Consider the following 14,226-nt stretch of genomic DNA (forward strand, 5'->3'; position numbering starts at 1 on the left):
TCTGATCAGAGGGCGGAAGCGGTGTCGCCTCCGGAATACGGTGAACCGGCGAACCGGCTTCCACGCGCGCATGAGAAACCCCTAAGTCTCGGTCCGTGACCGACGCTCAGATGAAAAAAATCATGCGGAGTGCATCACGGTTGTCGACTGGGGGTCAAGTGGGCGTCAAGGCCCTTGACCTGGGGATTCGCGGAAGATCGACGGTTCGCCGGTGAACAGACACCCGTTCGTCCCGGAACGTTCGTCAGCTCTTCGTGAGCTGCTCGACCTCCGAGGCCACCTGCGTACGCGCGTCGGACGGGCTCGCCACCGTCAGGCCCTTGGTGTTGCCACCCGCGGGCGCGGCGGCCTGGCCGTTCTGGCCGCCCTGACCGTTCTGGAGGAGCAGGAACTGCACCTTCGGGAACGAGTGCGCGCCCTGCACCGCGGCCTGGACCCCGGTGTCACCGGCCACCACCACGGCCTGACAGCCGCCCACCGCCAGCGAGGCGAGGTACGGGGCGGCATTGCCCGGAGTGTCCTCACCGGCGGCCGCGAGGTAGCGGACCTGGACGTGGGTCTTGGCCGACGCGTCCTGAAGACCGGCCCACGCCTGGGCCGACTGCGCGTCCGCCAGCCCGCTCGCCGGGGTCAGCAGGCAGACCTGCGTGGGCTTGTACTCCCGCGCCCGCACGGGCAGCGGGTCCTTCTCGTCGTCCGGCCACAGGGCCACGACCCCCGCCACCACCACGGCGAGCAGCACCGCCACCCCGCCCCACAGCATGCCTCGTCCGTATCGGCGCATCGCCTCGTCCCTTCGACTGTCGGTCCCGTACTGGCCGGCCGACGGCGAACCGCGCCGGTCGTCAGCCGTGGCAGCATAGGCGCATGTGCGCGACAAGTCGCAGCCCAGCCCCCTGACGGGACGTGAACGGGGACGTGAACGGGGCCCGCATTGGTCGGCGGCCGATCCAGGCGATATCGTCGCGCCCGGCCCGCCGTGATCTTCCTTCACGCCTCTCCCAAGCCACCTCCCGAGGACGGTACGTGTCCCACCAGCACAACCCCGGCAGCACCACCGGCAGCACCACCCGCCGCAACAGGGCCATCGCGCTCAGCGCCGCAGGCGTGATCCTCGCGGCCGGTGCCACCACACTCGCCGTCACCGGACTGGCCGGGAACTCCACACCGAGCAGCGCCACCACGGCAGCCTCGGCCGCCGGCGGAGACAGCGCCGCCACCACTGCTCCGCCGAGCCCCAGCGACTCCGGCGCCCCCGGCTCCCCGAGCGCCTCGCCGTCCGCCTCACCCACGGCGACCAAGTCCGCCTCGGCCTCCGCGACGCCCTCGCGCCCGGCGTCCTCCACCACGCCCCCTCCCACACCCGGCGCCGCCGGCCAGCCCGCTGCCGCCCCGGTCGCCAACGTCCCCGCCCCCGCCCGCGGACCGGCCGTCTTCACCGGCAAGGCGTTCGACACCTGCACCGCCCCGCCCGCCGCCACCATGCAGGCATGGCACGGCACCTCGCCCTACGGCGCCGCCGCCGTCTACATCGGCGGCCAGAACCGAGGCTGCGCCCAGCCCAACCTGACCCCCTCCTGGGTCCGCACCGTCCACACCGCCGGCTGGCAGCTCATCCCCCTCTACGTCGGCGCCCAGCCCCCCTGCCAGACCTCCAACAACCCCGAGCGCATCACCGCAGCCAACGCGGCCACCCTCGGTACCGCCGACGGCGCCGACGCCGTCACCCACGCCGCCGCCCTCGGCATGGGCGCCGGCAGCGCCATCTACCTCGACATGGAGGCGTACAACGCCTCCGACACCGCCTGCAGCGCCGCAGTCCTGACCTACGTCCAGGCATGGGACGCCGCCCTCCACTCCCGCGGCTACTTCGCCGGCTTCTACGGCTTCAGCAAGTCCAGCGCCCTCGCCATGAGCCAAGCCGCCACCACCGGCGCCCCCGGCCTCCCCGACGCCCTCTGGTACGCCCTCTACGACGGCACCGCCGACACCACCAGCGGCTTCCCCTTCCCCGCCGACCAGTGGAGCGGCGCCCGCCGAGGCCACCAGTACGCGGTCAACAAGCAGGAGAGCTACGGCGGTTCCTCCCTCACCATCGACCAGAACGCCTGGAACGCCCCGGTCGCCGTCATCAGCTGATCCCCCTGGCCCCGCCGGCCGGCGGGGCCACCGGTTCCCGGCTCGACCGTCCGGACCAGCCGCAGCCCAGCCACGGCGGCGGCCCTGCTACGTCAGGGCCCCGACCACCCCCAGGCCCTCATCACCCGGAACGACCTCGCCCGGTGGCGGGGGAGGAGGAGAAGCGGGCTGCGACGTCCCCCCGGGTTCAGCAGCAGAGGCTGGCCGCTTCGGCCCTGCTGAAGTCGCCGGCCGCGAGCGCGCCGGCGGGGATGGTGAAGTACAGCGTCCCGGCGTCGCCCCAGCCCCATCCGAGCTCGGCGTCCTCGGCGAGCTGGAGCAGGTGGACAGCGGGGCCCTCCTCGTCGCGGGAGGTCACGGGCAGGGTGTACGAGGTGTCGGGCCAGCCGAAGGCGACGTGGCCGCCGGCCGTGTTCCCGTCGTGGTCGTGCATCTGCTCGAGAACGAGCCCGGCCGCGCCCCAGTACCGGTCCCTGTCGTAGGCGAGGTCGTCGTCCTGGACGTCCCAGCAGTCCGGGAGCATCGTCACCGCGGCCGCGTGCACCGGGCGGGCCGGGTAGCGGCGGGCGGGCGCGGGGGCGGCCGTCGTGACCGCCCGGGAGGGATCGGCGGGGATCACCCGCCACGCGTCGGTGCCGGCCGGGTCCAGCTCGCGGTACTGCTCGTACGGCAGGTCGGGATCGAGGTGGAAGAAGTTCAGCAGGCCCGGGCGCACCGGCAGTTGGTTGCCGAGCCACCCGGCGAGCGCATCGGTGTCGAGCACGGCGTGCAGGGACAGCGGGACGCCTTCGAGCGTCGGCCAAGGGGTGCCCGGCTCGAGGAGCGCGGGCCCGCCGAGCCGTGACCGGCCCGCGGCGGGCGCCTCCGCGGTGGCCGCGACCAGCTGGAAGCCGCGACGCGCCATCGCCGCGAACTGCCGTCCGGGTTCCGGGCCGAGTCGCTCCGCACAGGTCCGGTGCATGAGGGCTTCCTCGTCGAACTTCATAGGCAGAGTGTGCCAGCTTGACCGCCCCGGCACCGGCCCTGCCCGGCTGTCCCCTCAGGAGTGCCCCGGCGTGGGCGAGATGTGCGCGAATAGCCCTTCACGTCGGGGCCACGACGGCGGTATGCAGGAGTGGTCGCCTGCCTCCCCGACGAAGGGTCAGCCTCCCGTGCGCAGCAACGTTCCCGACAAGGCATCCGACCGCGAGGCCCCCGACCGTCCGACGCGCCACTCCACCGAGTCGGCCGCCCCGCTGTCGCTGCTCGCCCTGCAGCGCATGATCGGCAACGCGGCGGTCGTGCAGAGGCTCCGCCAGGCGGGGCACCTCCCGCCGGACGTGCAGCGTTCCGCCGTCCCCGACGTGCTGCGCTCCGCCGGCCGGCCCCTGGACTCCGCCACCCGCACCGAGATGGAGGCCCGGCTGGGCGCGGACTTCGGGGACGTCCGCATCCACGACGACACCACGGCCCAGCGCTCCGCCGCGGAGGTCGGCGCCCGCGCCTACACCAGTGGCAGTCACGTGGTCATCGGCGCCGGGGGAGCGGACAAGCACACCCTCGCCCACGAGCTGACCCACGTCATCCAGCAGCGCCAGGGCCCCGTGGCCGGCGCGGACAACGGCTCCGGCCTGCGCGTCAGCGACCCCGGCGACACCTTCGAGCGCGCCGCCGAGGCCAACGCGACCAGGGTGATGGCCGGCCCGGCGCCGGTGCAGCGCGCGGCGGAAACGCTCGAGGACGGCCAGGGCCACGGTGCCGCCGCCGAGGGATTCGTCCAGCGGGCCGCGACTCCGGCCAGGATCGGCTTCGAGTTCCAGCAGTTGGACAGCGAGGTCACCGTCAAGACGTCCGGGGGGTCGGAAACGGAGTCCGACTCGGACGCCGAGGTGTACGAGGTCGCGGTCAGCCACTACGGCGCGGACAGCGGCCTCTGGTACGTCGTCCAGGACGGCGAGAACCTGGAGTTCGTCACCAAGCCCTTCAGCAGCGGCGAAGAGCTGGCCGCGGCCATGAAGGAGATCTCCAAGGTGGCACGACAGCTGTGCGCGGTGGCCACGCGTGATCTGGGGAACGATCCCGACTCGTCCCCGGCGTTCGAGATCGGCGACGTGTACGTGACCGTCCACAGCCCCGACACCAAGGGCCAGCCGCAGGTCAACCCCGACGTGCCGCTGGACTCCCTGCCCGCGCTGTACCAGCGGGCCGCCGGCGACGACGAGCATTTCGACGAACTCTACGGCGCCAACGAGAAGTTCTGGCGGTCCTCCAGGACCAAGAACGAGATCGCCGTCAACGGGGAGGTGGCCGCGAAGATCCGGGCACTCGACCCCGCCCGCCTCGCCGAGGCGTTCAGGATGGCGCCCGACCCGTCCGGCGAGAAGCTTGGAAGCGTGCAGGGCATGCTCCAGGCCATCGCCGCGGCCGTCGTCCACCAGACGATGTACAAGACCAAGCTCCCCAAGGACCAGCCCGTCCTGCTCAAGACCCACATGGGCCACCTCTGGCAGAGCCTGGCGGACGACGGCGTGATCGGCGCCGGGGTCAACGCGGCAGCCGTGGTGAGCCTGCTCACCGACCTGGGCGACGAGCTCGGCGGAGAGCTGGAGGAGGACGAGCAGTCCATGCGGATCGCCCGCAAGATCGTCACGGACATCATGAGCGGCAAGGACCCGGTCTGGGCCAGCATGCTGGACCCGGTAGACATCGGCGCCCCCGCCCAGGAAGGCGGCCCCGCAACCGGCGACCGCAAGCAGATCCTGGTCGAGCTGCGCCGCGTCCCGATCCTCGAGATCGGCGCCTGGACCGACTTCGCTGCCAGCTCCTTCGACCACTTCATCACCGACCTGGAGCGTGCCTACCACCAGGACCTGTAGCCCGGCGGTGCACCGGGTCAGATGGTCCAGCTGACGGGGTAGGTGACCACCGGGGTGAACGTCACGCCGACCGACTCCATCTCCCCGCGCGCGACGACGACCATCTCCTTGAGGTGGTTCAGCTGCGCCGAGTGCTCCTCCGAGTCCCAGATGCTGACCTGCAGCATCGAGCCGTCCGGCGAGACGCCCGCGTAGAAGTGGAGGAGCCCCGGCAGTTGCCGGACGGCGGGGGCCAGGTACTCCGAGGTCTTGGTGTTCATGGCGTCGACCTCGGCGAACCGGCTCGGGTCGAAGGTGGCGCGCGAGGCGCGGACGACGGCGGTCGCGGGCAGTGACTCGGTCATGACTGTTCCCCCTTGGATAGGTGACGTTCCGATCGGATGGTAGCCCGGCGGGCGGCGGCTGCGCCCGGATGCCGCCGGCCGAACCGGGCGCCCGGCGCCGTCCGGCCGCCGGCGTAAGGGGTCGACACCGGTCGGGCCCCGTGCTACTGAGGAACGACCGCCCCCACAAGGACGCTTGAAGGGGAAACGCATGCCCGTGCCCGACCGTGCGGCCGACGATCCCGGGGCTCCGACGTTCGTCGTGTCGCCGCTGGCCCAGTTCATCCACGCACTGCACGACGGCCCCTGCAGCCGCCGCTCCCCCCTGCGACAGCGCTGGTGGCAGACGTCCAGGGGCAGCTGGACACCACCGGGCGCCGCGTCACCGCCCTGGTCAACCGCGCCCAGCCCGACCGCGCGGTCTTCGTGCCGCTGACGACCCTCAGCAGGGCCGGGACACCGTCCCTGAGCCACGAACTGGAGCGCCTGCGCGAAGCCCCGCCCCACTTCCTCGGCGCCCGCCTCGCCGCCGACTGCGGACCCACCTGCCCTGACCACTCACCCCACTGCGACTGGGCCAGCCGCCTGGTGAAGGCCCTGCGCAACGACGAGGACCGCGCGCTGCGCAGCATCGTCGACGGAATCGCCGACACCTTCCGCGCGACCATGGCCGACCACTGGCGGCCGCGCATCGCCCACCACCTCCACCACGACCTGGCCTACCGCACGCAGTTGGAGGAGGACTTCGGCCCGCTCGCCCTGTTGACCTCCGTCGACCGCGACACCCGGCCGAACGCGGGCATCCCGAGCGAACTCGTCCTGATGCCCTGCGCCTTCGGGCACCTGAGGACCCACGCATCCGTGACACCGGCCGGCTGCCGCGTACTCGTCTACCCGGCCCGCCTCGGCACGACCGAGCGCCGGCAGGCACGCGACCCGCTTGCCACCCTCCTCGGCGCCGGCAGGGCGGCCGCCCTACGGGCCCTGCGCGTGCCTACCTCCACCTCCGGCCTCGCCCAACACCTGGGCACCACCAGCCCCGTCGCCTCCCGCCACGCCCAAGTCCTGCGCGAGGCCGGCCTGATCACCACCGTCCGCAAGGGCAGAGCCGTCCTCCACCAACTCACCGCCGTCGGCGAGAGCCTCCTCACCGCCAGCCGCGACCATCCGCCCGGCACGGTCATCGGCCTGTAGTGCGAGCATCCGCCGGCTCGGGCGTGACGGGGTGGAGATTGCTGCCTGCTGACATTTACACGTTGTCACACATCGTTCACCGTCCGGGGTCTGACGCCGGCCGCCCGCCCGGTGGTGAGATGGGGTCCATTCGCCCGGCGTCCCGGTCGGGCCGGCCCAGGAGAGCCCGCTACCATGATGAACCGTCAGCGTTTCACCGTCGTCGCCTCGGCGACCGTCCTCGGCCTGGCCCTCGCCGGGCTCGCCGGAGGCACCGCGCAGGCCACCCCGGCCAAGGCTTCCCCCGTCAAGGCCACGACGCTCAGCGCCAGTTGCTCGCAGGCGTACCTCCCGCTGCCCGACCCGACGTGTACCCCGGGCGCGTACAACCCGGACGTCACGCAGTCGACCATCAGCTCGACCATCTGCGTCTCCGGCTGGACGGCCACCGTGCGCCCGCCGACGAGCTACACCAACGCCCTCAAGGTGCAGCAGATCGCCCAGTACGGCTACTCGGACACCAACACCGCGGACTACGAGGAGGACCACCTCGTCCCGCTGGAGCTCGGCGGCGCCCCGCGCGACCCCAACAACCTGTGGCCCGAGCCGCGCTACGGCACCCAGACCGCTACGAGCAAGGACTCCGTCGAGACCAAGCTGAAGAACGCGGTCTGCGGTGGCCGCGTCACCCTGTCCGCCGCCCGCAGCGCCATCGCGAGCGACTGGACGACGGCGCTCAGCCGCCTGGGCCTGTAGCCAGGTAGCCTCCGCGAACGCGTGAGCCCGCCCCGCCGGATCGCCTCCGGCGGGGCGGGCTCACGCGGTTCCGACGGGAAGAGGGCGCGGGGGACCGGCGCCGATCCGGGCGCGGACGAGGTCGACCGGGCCCCGGAACCAGCCCAGCTTCTCCACCCACCAGGTGAGCCCCGCCGCCCGGTACGGGGTGACGACCGTCGCGTCGGCGTCCTGCCGGAGCCCGGACGTCCGGCCCTCCATGACGACGTCGAACGACCCGTTGCGGACGGCCTGTTGGGCGCGGACGTACGCGACCACGGCGGCCAGGTCGACAGGAGGCATCATCTGGGTGTGGCCCACCCCCGCCCGGGTGGGGAAGACGCCGTCCCAGTGCGCGGCCCGCCGCATCGGGCGTCGCGAGGGCCAGGTACCCGCGATCCACACCGGGATGCGCGGCCGCTGCGGGCTCACCGGCTGGAAGGTGAGGTCCTTGACCGTGAACCAGCGGCCGTGGAAGGTGAACGGGCGGCCGGTCCACAGCCCGTCGAGGACCTGGAGCGCCTCGTCCAGCTTCTCCGCCCGCACCCGTGGGTCCGGATCCTCGCCCAGCGCCTGGAACTCGGCGGCGGAGGAGCCGAGTCCGGCGCCGAAGACCAGCCGTCCGCCGCTGAGAAGGTCCAACGCGACGGTGGCGCGGGCGACTTCGGCCGGGCGCTTGAGGGCGAGCACGTTCACCATGACGCCGAGCCGCAGGCGCTCGGTGTCGGCGGCGATCGCGGCGAGGGTGGTCCACGAGTCGGTGAGGTGCTCGCCCGGGTGCTCCGCGACCTGGCCGTCCCAGAGGAAGAAGCCGTCCCAGCCGGACCGCTCCGCCAGCACTCCCAGTTCGCGGAGCAGGCGGGGATCCGCGTACTCGCGCCGGTTGGGCAGTCCGACGGCGTAGCGCAGCGGCTGCTGTGGCGTGGCGTCCATCGGCTGTCGCCTTCCTGCATGACGTCCCCGCAGGGCCTTCTCGTACGGCATCGCCCTCCTCGATGATGTCGGCCGCGCGACGGCCGGAGCAACCCGAAGCACTCTCCGCAGGCCGGGTGCCGGGCCCGGTGCTACGGTCCTCTGGGAGCCTGAATCGCCTGCGGCGGTCCCCTGTGAGCTCCCCATGGGGCGGTGTCCCCCTCGGCGGGACGGTGCGCCCCCCGCTCCTTCCACACCTTCCGTAGTACCTCCCGTACCCATCGCCTCCGGACGCGACAGCGCACCGGAGGAATCGAGGGGAGCAGCGATGTCCGAGAACAGCGCACCCCCGGAGCCCGGCGACGAGGTCCTGGTGATCGGCGGCGGGTTCACCGGTCTGGCCGCCGCCCATGAGCTGGCCCTGGCCGGGGTGCCCTGCCGGGTGCTGGAGCGCGAGCCGTACGTCGGCGGCCTGGCAGGGTCGTTCGAGGTCGGGGGAGCCCGGCTCGAACGCTTCTACCACCACTGGTTCTCCTCCGATCTGGAGGTCCGGGCGCTGTGCGCGGAACTCGGCTGCTCCCACCTGCTCGAGCCGCATCGGACCCGGACGGGCGTCTACTACGCGAACTCGGTGTACCGGTTGTCGAGCCCGTGGGACGTGCTGCGCTTCGCGCCCCTCCCGCTGCCCGACCGGGTCCGGCTGGGCTGGTCCGCGGTGCGCGCCCACCAGGTGAAGCACTGGCGGGACCTGGAGGACCTCACGGCCCGGGAGTGGCTGCTGGAGCTGAGCGGGCCGCAGGTCTACGAGACGGTCTGGCGCCCGCTGCTGGAGGGCAAGTTCGGCCAGTACGCGACCGAGGTCGGCGCCACCTGGATGTGGACCAAGCTCCACCTGCGCGGCGGCAGCCGGTCGCACAGCGGCCGCGAGGTCCTCTACTACCTGCGCGGTGGCTGCGCCGCCCTGCTGGACGCGTGGGTCTCGCGCCTCTCCGAGCTGGGGGTCCGGATCTGCACGGGCACCCCGGTGCGGCAGGTGCTGACCGACGCCCGCGGGGTGTGCGGGGTCCGCACCGACGGCGGAGTACTGCCCGTACGGCGCGTGCTGGCCACCACGGCACCGGACCTGCTCGCCGGCCTCCTCACCCCCGCCCGCGCCGGACCACCGCCCCATCCGGACGTGCCCGCCGTGCGGCGGCGCCTGTCCGAGATCCCCTACCTCGCCAATCTGTGCCTGGTGCTGCAGACCGACCGGTCCCTGTCGGACACCTACTGGCTCAACGTCACCGACCCGTCGTTCCCCTTCGTCGGCGTCATCGAGCACACCAACCTGGAGGATTCCGACGCCTACGCCGGGCGTCACCTGGTCTACCTGTCCGCCTACCTCCCGACCGGCGCCGAGCTGTACCGGATGGACGACGAGGCGGTGTTCCACGCCAGCCTTCCGCACCTGAGCCGGATGTTCCCGCAGTTCCGGCGCGACTGGGTCCGGGCCCACCACGTCTGGCGGGCCGACCACGCCCAGCCGGTCATCACCCCGCACTACTCCGACCGCATCCCGGCGATGGAGACCGACGTGCCGGGGCTCTACCTGGCGAGCATGGCCCAGGTCTACCCCCAGGACCGGGGCACCAACTACGCCGTACGGCAGGGACGGCACGTCGGCCGCTTGATCGCCGACCGGATACGGACCGCCCGATGCGTGGCCGCCCGCAGCGCCGCCCCCGAGGAGTGGACGCCATGAACTCCCTGATCAGCACCGAGGATTGCGAGCGGATGCCCATCGAGCGGGTGCACGAGCTCTACCGCCGCCACGTCAGCCGGAGCCAGGTGACGCTGCTCTCCGCCTTCGGATTCGGCCGCGACGCCGTGGACAGCGCCTCGGGCTGCTGGATCACCCTGCGCGACGGGCGCCGGGTCCTGGACTTCACCGGCGGGATCGGCGTGCTGAACCACGGCCACAACCACCCCCGCATCCTGGCCGCCCGCCGGCGCTTCCAGGAGCTGCGGCGCATGGAGGTGCACAAGAACTACTTCTCGCCGTACGTCGCCGCGCTCGGGCACAACCTGGCCCAGCTGCTGCCCGGGGACCTCGATGTCAGCTACTTCCCCAACTCGGGCGCGGAGGCCGTCGAGGGCGCCCTCAAGATGGCCTACAAGTACCACCGCGGCCATCGCGGCACCGTCCTGCACTCCGACATCGCCTTCCACGGCAAGCTCCTCGGCGCCGGAAGCCTGACCGCCTCGCCGGAGGTGCACTTCACCTTCCCGCGGATCCCCGGTACGGACGGTTTCGCCTTCGACGACCTCGCCTCCCTGGAGCTGGCCCTGGAGCGGCACAGCACGCCCGAGGGCGGGAGCGACGTCTACGCGCTGGTCCTGGAACCCTTCAGCGCCTCCAGCCTCCGCGAGTGCTCGGAGGAGTTCCTGCGCGAGGCGCGCCGGCTGTGCACCCGGCACGACATCGTCCTGATCTTCGACGAGGTCTACACCTCCTGGGGCAGGACCGGTTCGCTCTTCCACTTCATGCGCCACCCCGGCCTCGTCCCGGACGTGGTGACCACCTCCAAGTCCTTCGGCGGCGGCAAGGCGTCCATCTCCGGCTACGTGGCCAGGGAGCCCGTCTTCCGCAGGGCCTACGACTCGCTCCCCGACGCCACCCTGCACAGCACCACCTATTACGGATTCGGCGAGGAGACGGTCACCGCGCTGGAGGCCGTGGCGATCGCCGTCGAGGACGACTACCCCGCCAGAGCCCGCCACCTCGGCGAGCGGCTGCACCGCGGCCTCACCGCCCTCGCCGCCGGCCACCCGCACCTGATCACGGAGGTGCGCGGCACCGGCGCCCTCCAGGGCGTCGTCCTGCGCCACGGCCCGGCCGCCCTCGAGCGCGCGCTGCACCTGCTGCCGTCCTCCTTCGCCCGCGACCCGCAGGCCGGGGCCAAGCTCGCCACCGCCGCCGTGGTCGCCGCCCTCTACCGCGACCACGGGGTGCTCACCTACTACGGCTCCAACCAGGACCTGCCCCTGATCGCCGCGCCTCCGCTGGTGGCCGAGGACGCCGACATCGACGTCTTCCTGGAGGCCCTGGACGCGGTGCTGGCCAAGGGCATGCCCCGACTCCTGGCGGGCCTGGTCAAGGAGAAGGCCACCGCATGAGGGCCCGTCCACCCGCCGAGGAGCACCGCCGTCCACGGGCCTGGGAACGGCGCGTACGCTCCGCGGGGCTCCCAGCGCTCTGGGCGGGCCGCTGCACGGCCCTGGGCGAACCGTCCCGCCAGGCCGCCGCCGTCCGCCACACGGCCGCCACCCTGGCCGCGCTACCGGCGCCGTACCGCCTGGTGTTCGCCCTGCTGATGCGGGTGCTCCCGGTCGCCGTCGTCCTCGCCGACCCGACGGGCCCGCTCCGGGGCACCTCGGACCGGGCCCGTACGCGACGGGTCGCCGACCGGCTGTCCACGGTGCCCGGCTTCGCCGAACTGCTCAGGGTGAGCCTCGCACTGGCCCTGCACGGTGCCCTGGACGGACCCCTGCACGGCGCCCTGGACGGACCCCTGGACGGACCCTCCGGCGCGCCGCGTCAGGAGCTCCGATGACCGGACCCTCCCACACCATCCACTGCGACGCCCTGGTGATCGGCTCGGGAGCCGGAGGCAGCACCGCGGCCCTGGAACTCGCCGGAGCGGGCCGAGAGGTCCGCGTCCTGGAGGAGGGCCCGCTCGTCCCGCAGGAGCGGATCACCCGAGCCTCCCCGGCGGAGAACCTGCGCCTGCTCTACCGCCAGGGCGGTCTGGTCCCCATCCACGGCGCGCCCACCATCCCCTTCGGGGAGGGCCGTTGCGTCGGCGGAACCACCGTGGTCAACGGAGGGCTGTTCTGGCGCCCTCCCGAACGCCTGCTGGACTCCTGGGCGTCCGCCGGCGTCGACGGCTTCCGGGCCCACCACCTCGCCCACCACCTGGCCGAGGCCGAACGGCGCCTCGGCGTCCTCGACCAACCGCCCGGCCGGGGAAACCGCGACTCGGTCCTGCTCGCCCAGGCCGCCGACCGACTCGGCTGGCGCTGGGCACCGGCCCGCCGGGCGGTGCGGGGCTGCCGGCACGCCAACCGCTGCGTCACCGGCTGCCCCACCGGCGCCAAGCAGAGCATGCTGGTGACCTACCTGCCCGCCGCCGAACGGCTCGCCGCGGTCATCGAGCCCGACACCCGGGTCGTCCGGCTCGAACACGACGGCACCCGGGTCACGGCCGTGCACGCCCTGCGCCACGGCCGACGACTGCGCTACCTCCCGCAGACCGTCTTCCTGGCGGCAGGCCCCATCGGCAGCCCACTGCTGCTACGACGCAGCGCCATCGGCGGCCGGGGCCCGGGCCGCGCCATCGCGTTCCACGTCAACTTCCGTACGGTAGCGCGCTTCAGCGAGCCCGTCCGCGCCACCGAGGGCACCATCTTCACCGCCCAACTGCAGGAGTTCGCCGACCGGGGCGTGCGGGTGATGCCAGGAAACCTCACCCCGGGCTCGCTCGCCGCCGCACTGGCCGCCCACCCCGCCGGAACCGTCGACCGGACGCTGGCCCAACTGGACCGCATCGCGGTCTACACCACCCAGGTGAGCGTCCAGGGCACCGCACGGCTCCTGGCAGTACCCGGCCTCGGCGCACTCCTGCGCCACCGCCTGACCGACACCGACCGCGACCTCCTCGGCACCGCCTTCCGGCACACCGCCGACCTCCTCCTCGCCGCCGGCGCCGTCGAACTCCTCCCACCCGCACCCGCCCGCCTGACCACGGCCGCACAGGCAGCCGACTTCGCCCTCCACAGCCGCCCCGAGACCTGGGACCTGATCTCCGTCCACGCCATGGCCTCCTGCCGCATGGGCCCACCCACCCACGGCGGAGTCTGCGACACCCAGGGCCGCCCCCACGGCTTCACCAACCTCCACCTCTGCGACGCGAGCGTCCTCCCCGGCGCCACCGGCATCAGCCCACAGGAGACCATCATGGGCTTCTCCCACCTCCTGACATCCCGCCACCTCGACCGGCCCACCGGCACCTGAGCGGGGCGATCACCAACGACTTGGTGCGCGGTAGCCAGGTTCCCCAGTTGGTTCGGTGGGCCGCGACACCCTGGGAGACTGCCGAGGTGACGCGCACGATCGTGGTCAGCGACTACGACCCCCGATGGCCCGAGCAGTTCGAGCACCTGCGGCAGCGACTGGCACCCCACGTCGCGGATCTGGCCGTGTCCATCGAGCACGTCGGCAGTACGGCCGTGCCCGGGTGCGCCGCCAAACCGATCATCGACCTCGACATCGTGGTGTCCGAGGAGGCCGTCATGCCCGAGTTGATTTCCCGACTCGTCGGGCAGGGCTACCAACGCGAAGGCGATCTGGGGATTCGGGGGCGGGAGGCATTCCAAGCCCCTCCGGTGGCTCCTGAACATCACCTGTACGGCGTCGTCGCAGGCTCAAAGCCCCACCTTGATCACGTCCTGCTCCGTGACTACCTGCGTCAGCAGCCCGATGAAGTCCAGCGCTACAGCGTGTTGAAGGTCGCCCTGGCGCAGCAGTTCCCTGCCGACAGTGAGGGCAGGACGGCCTACTCGGCGGCGAAGAGCACTCTGGTGGAGGAACTGATCGCGAAGGGCTACGCCGCTCGGGCCGCCGGCGAATCGTGACGTACGGCGGACCGCACGGCTGGGTGATGTTGTGACGCATCACCGGGCCCGTGCGGTCCTGTCCCATCCTGCCTTCTGCGGCCTTGATCGCGCACATCTCGGCGACTGGACCGCAGAGTTGGCTGATCCTTGGGTAGCCCGGCGCGGGTCCGCGCTGCGCGAACGCCGGGGCGGCGCTCGCCGAGCTGTACGGCGTGACCCGCCCCACCGTCGCCCGCGCCCCGACCAGGCGAGGCGCGAACGTTGCCCCTCGTTGCGTCGGGATCTCGTCGGGATCTCCTGCGTGAACACCGCCGTACGCGAGACGGGAACTTGTTGACGCCGACGGCGGGGCCCGGCTAGCTTCCACGGCATGCAGCAACGCCCCATTGCCCTGA

13 protein-coding genes are annotated in these 14,226 nt (G+C 72.5%); 9 read left to right on the forward strand and 4 right to left on the reverse strand.

Features of this window, described 5'->3' with window-relative positions; genetic code table 11:
- Nucleotides 1–244: 244 nt before the first annotated feature.
- Nucleotides 245–784 carry a hypothetical protein gene (locus IH61_RS0103290; RefSeq protein WP_158844608.1) on the reverse strand — a complete coding sequence of 180 codons (540 nt, stop codon included), beginning with the start codon at nucleotides 782–784 and terminating at the stop codon, nucleotides 245–247.
- A gap of 242 nt (nucleotides 785–1,026) precedes the next feature.
- Here IH61_RS0103290 and IH61_RS48085 point away from each other — a divergent pair, with 242 nt between their 5' ends.
- Nucleotides 1,027–2,139, forward strand: coding sequence for a glycoside hydrolase domain-containing protein (locus IH61_RS48085; RefSeq protein ID WP_234326999.1), 1,113 nt, complete (start codon nucleotides 1,027–1,029; stop codon nucleotides 2,137–2,139).
- Between the two features lie 187 nt (nucleotides 2,140–2,326).
- Here IH61_RS48085 and IH61_RS0103300 read toward each other — a convergent pair whose 3' ends face one another.
- Nucleotides 2,327–3,124 (reverse strand): DUF1963 domain-containing protein, encoded by a 798-nt coding sequence (locus IH61_RS0103300; protein ID WP_031064572.1) that lies wholly within the window; start codon nucleotides 3,122–3,124, stop codon nucleotides 2,327–2,329.
- 166 nt (nucleotides 3,125–3,290) lie between these two features.
- Here IH61_RS0103300 and IH61_RS48090 point away from each other — a divergent pair, with 166 nt between their 5' ends.
- Nucleotides 3,291–4,994, forward strand: coding sequence for a DUF4157 domain-containing protein (locus tag IH61_RS48090; RefSeq protein WP_420713821.1), 1,704 nt, complete (start codon nucleotides 3,291–3,293; stop codon nucleotides 4,992–4,994).
- A gap of 17 nt (nucleotides 4,995–5,011) precedes the next feature.
- On the opposite strand, the gene IH61_RS0103310 is transcribed toward IH61_RS48090, so the two are convergent.
- Nucleotides 5,012–5,338 carry a hypothetical protein gene (locus tag IH61_RS0103310; RefSeq protein WP_031064577.1) on the reverse strand — a complete coding sequence of 109 codons (327 nt, stop codon included), beginning with the start codon at nucleotides 5,336–5,338 and terminating at the stop codon, nucleotides 5,012–5,014.
- A 318-nt stretch (nucleotides 5,339–5,656) separates the two neighbouring features.
- On the opposite strand from IH61_RS0103310, the gene IH61_RS0103315 reads away from it, so the two are divergent.
- Together IH61_RS0103315 and IH61_RS0103320 are read left to right on the forward strand one after the other, a co-directional pair.
- Nucleotides 5,657–6,511 carry a helix-turn-helix domain-containing protein gene (locus tag IH61_RS0103315; RefSeq protein ID WP_031064579.1) on the forward strand — a complete coding sequence of 285 codons (855 nt, stop codon included), beginning with the start codon at nucleotides 5,657–5,659 and terminating at the stop codon, nucleotides 6,509–6,511.
- Nucleotides 6,512–6,685: 174 nt separating this feature from the next.
- Nucleotides 6,686–7,246: a hypothetical protein gene (locus IH61_RS0103320; RefSeq protein ID WP_420713822.1), complete on the forward strand. Its 561-nt coding sequence runs from the start codon at nucleotides 6,686–6,688 to the stop codon at nucleotides 7,244–7,246.
- Nucleotides 7,247–7,306: 60 nt separating this feature from the next.
- Here IH61_RS0103320 and IH61_RS0103325 read toward each other — a convergent pair whose 3' ends face one another.
- Nucleotides 7,307–8,197 carry an LLM class flavin-dependent oxidoreductase gene (locus IH61_RS0103325; protein ID WP_037971480.1) on the reverse strand — a complete coding sequence of 297 codons (891 nt, stop codon included), beginning with the start codon at nucleotides 8,195–8,197 and terminating at the stop codon, nucleotides 7,307–7,309.
- Nucleotides 8,198–8,504: 307 nt separating this feature from the next.
- Between IH61_RS0103325 and IH61_RS0103330 the strand changes: the two genes are divergently transcribed.
- From IH61_RS0103330 to IH61_RS0103350, 5 genes are all read left to right on the forward strand, one after another.
- Nucleotides 8,505–9,917 (forward strand): NAD(P)/FAD-dependent oxidoreductase, encoded by a 1,413-nt coding sequence (locus IH61_RS0103330; protein ID WP_051836173.1) that lies wholly within the window; start codon nucleotides 8,505–8,507, stop codon nucleotides 9,915–9,917.
- A complete protein-coding gene (locus tag IH61_RS0103335; protein ID WP_031064589.1) occupies nucleotides 9,914–11,332 on the forward strand; it encodes an aspartate aminotransferase family protein in 1,419 nt (472 codons plus the stop codon). The genes IH61_RS0103330 and IH61_RS0103335 overlap by 4 nt, the downstream gene beginning before the upstream one ends.
- Nucleotides 11,329–11,769 carry a hypothetical protein gene (locus IH61_RS0103340; RefSeq protein WP_031064592.1) on the forward strand — a complete coding sequence of 147 codons (441 nt, stop codon included), beginning with the start codon at nucleotides 11,329–11,331 and terminating at the stop codon, nucleotides 11,767–11,769. Before IH61_RS0103335 ends, IH61_RS0103340 begins: the two co-directional genes overlap by 4 nt.
- The gene (locus tag IH61_RS0103345) at nucleotides 11,766–13,229 is read left to right on the forward strand and encodes a GMC family oxidoreductase (protein ID WP_031064595.1); all 1,464 of its coding nucleotides are present in this window, start codon (nucleotides 11,766–11,768) and stop codon (nucleotides 13,227–13,229) included. The genes IH61_RS0103340 and IH61_RS0103345 overlap by 4 nt, the downstream gene beginning before the upstream one ends.
- Before the next feature lie 86 nt (nucleotides 13,230–13,315).
- Nucleotides 13,316–13,849, forward strand: a complete 534-nt coding sequence (locus tag IH61_RS0103350) for a GrpB family protein (RefSeq protein ID WP_037971483.1) — start codon at nucleotides 13,316–13,318, stop codon at nucleotides 13,847–13,849.
- The last annotated feature ends 377 nt before the right edge of the window (nucleotides 13,850–14,226 follow it).

The sequence above is a fragment of the Streptomyces sp. NRRL WC-3742 genome (assembly GCF_000720635.1).
In the GTDB taxonomy this organism is placed as follows: domain Bacteria; phylum Actinomycetota; class Actinomycetes; order Streptomycetales; family Streptomycetaceae; genus Kitasatospora.

What these genes read in the sequence shown, in the direction of transcription:
- IH61_RS0103290 (WP_158844608.1), bottom strand. Translation starts at nt 784, where the DNA reads ATGCGCCGATACGGACGAGGCATGCTGTGGGGCGGGGTGGCGGTGCTG.
- IH61_RS0103300 (WP_031064572.1), bottom strand. Translation starts at nt 3,124, where the DNA reads ATGAAGTTCGACGAGGAAGCCCTCATGCACCGGACCTGTGCGGAGCGA.
- IH61_RS0103310 (WP_031064577.1), bottom strand. Translation starts at nt 5,338, where the DNA reads ATGACCGAGTCACTGCCCGCGACCGCCGTCGTCCGCGCCTCGCGCGCC.
- IH61_RS0103320 (WP_420713822.1), top strand. Translation starts at nt 6,686, where the DNA reads ATGATGAACCGTCAGCGTTTCACCGTCGTCGCCTCGGCGACCGTCCTC.
- IH61_RS0103325 (WP_037971480.1), bottom strand. Translation starts at nt 8,197, where the DNA reads ATGGACGCCACGCCACAGCAGCCGCTGCGCTACGCCGTCGGACTGCCC.
- IH61_RS0103330 (WP_051836173.1), top strand. Translation starts at nt 8,505, where the DNA reads ATGTCCGAGAACAGCGCACCCCCGGAGCCCGGCGACGAGGTCCTGGTG.
- IH61_RS0103335 (WP_031064589.1), top strand. Translation starts at nt 9,914, where the DNA reads ATGAACTCCCTGATCAGCACCGAGGATTGCGAGCGGATGCCCATCGAG.
- IH61_RS0103340 (WP_031064592.1), top strand. Translation starts at nt 11,329, where the DNA reads ATGAGGGCCCGTCCACCCGCCGAGGAGCACCGCCGTCCACGGGCCTGG.
- IH61_RS0103345 (WP_031064595.1), top strand. Translation starts at nt 11,766, where the DNA reads ATGACCGGACCCTCCCACACCATCCACTGCGACGCCCTGGTGATCGGC.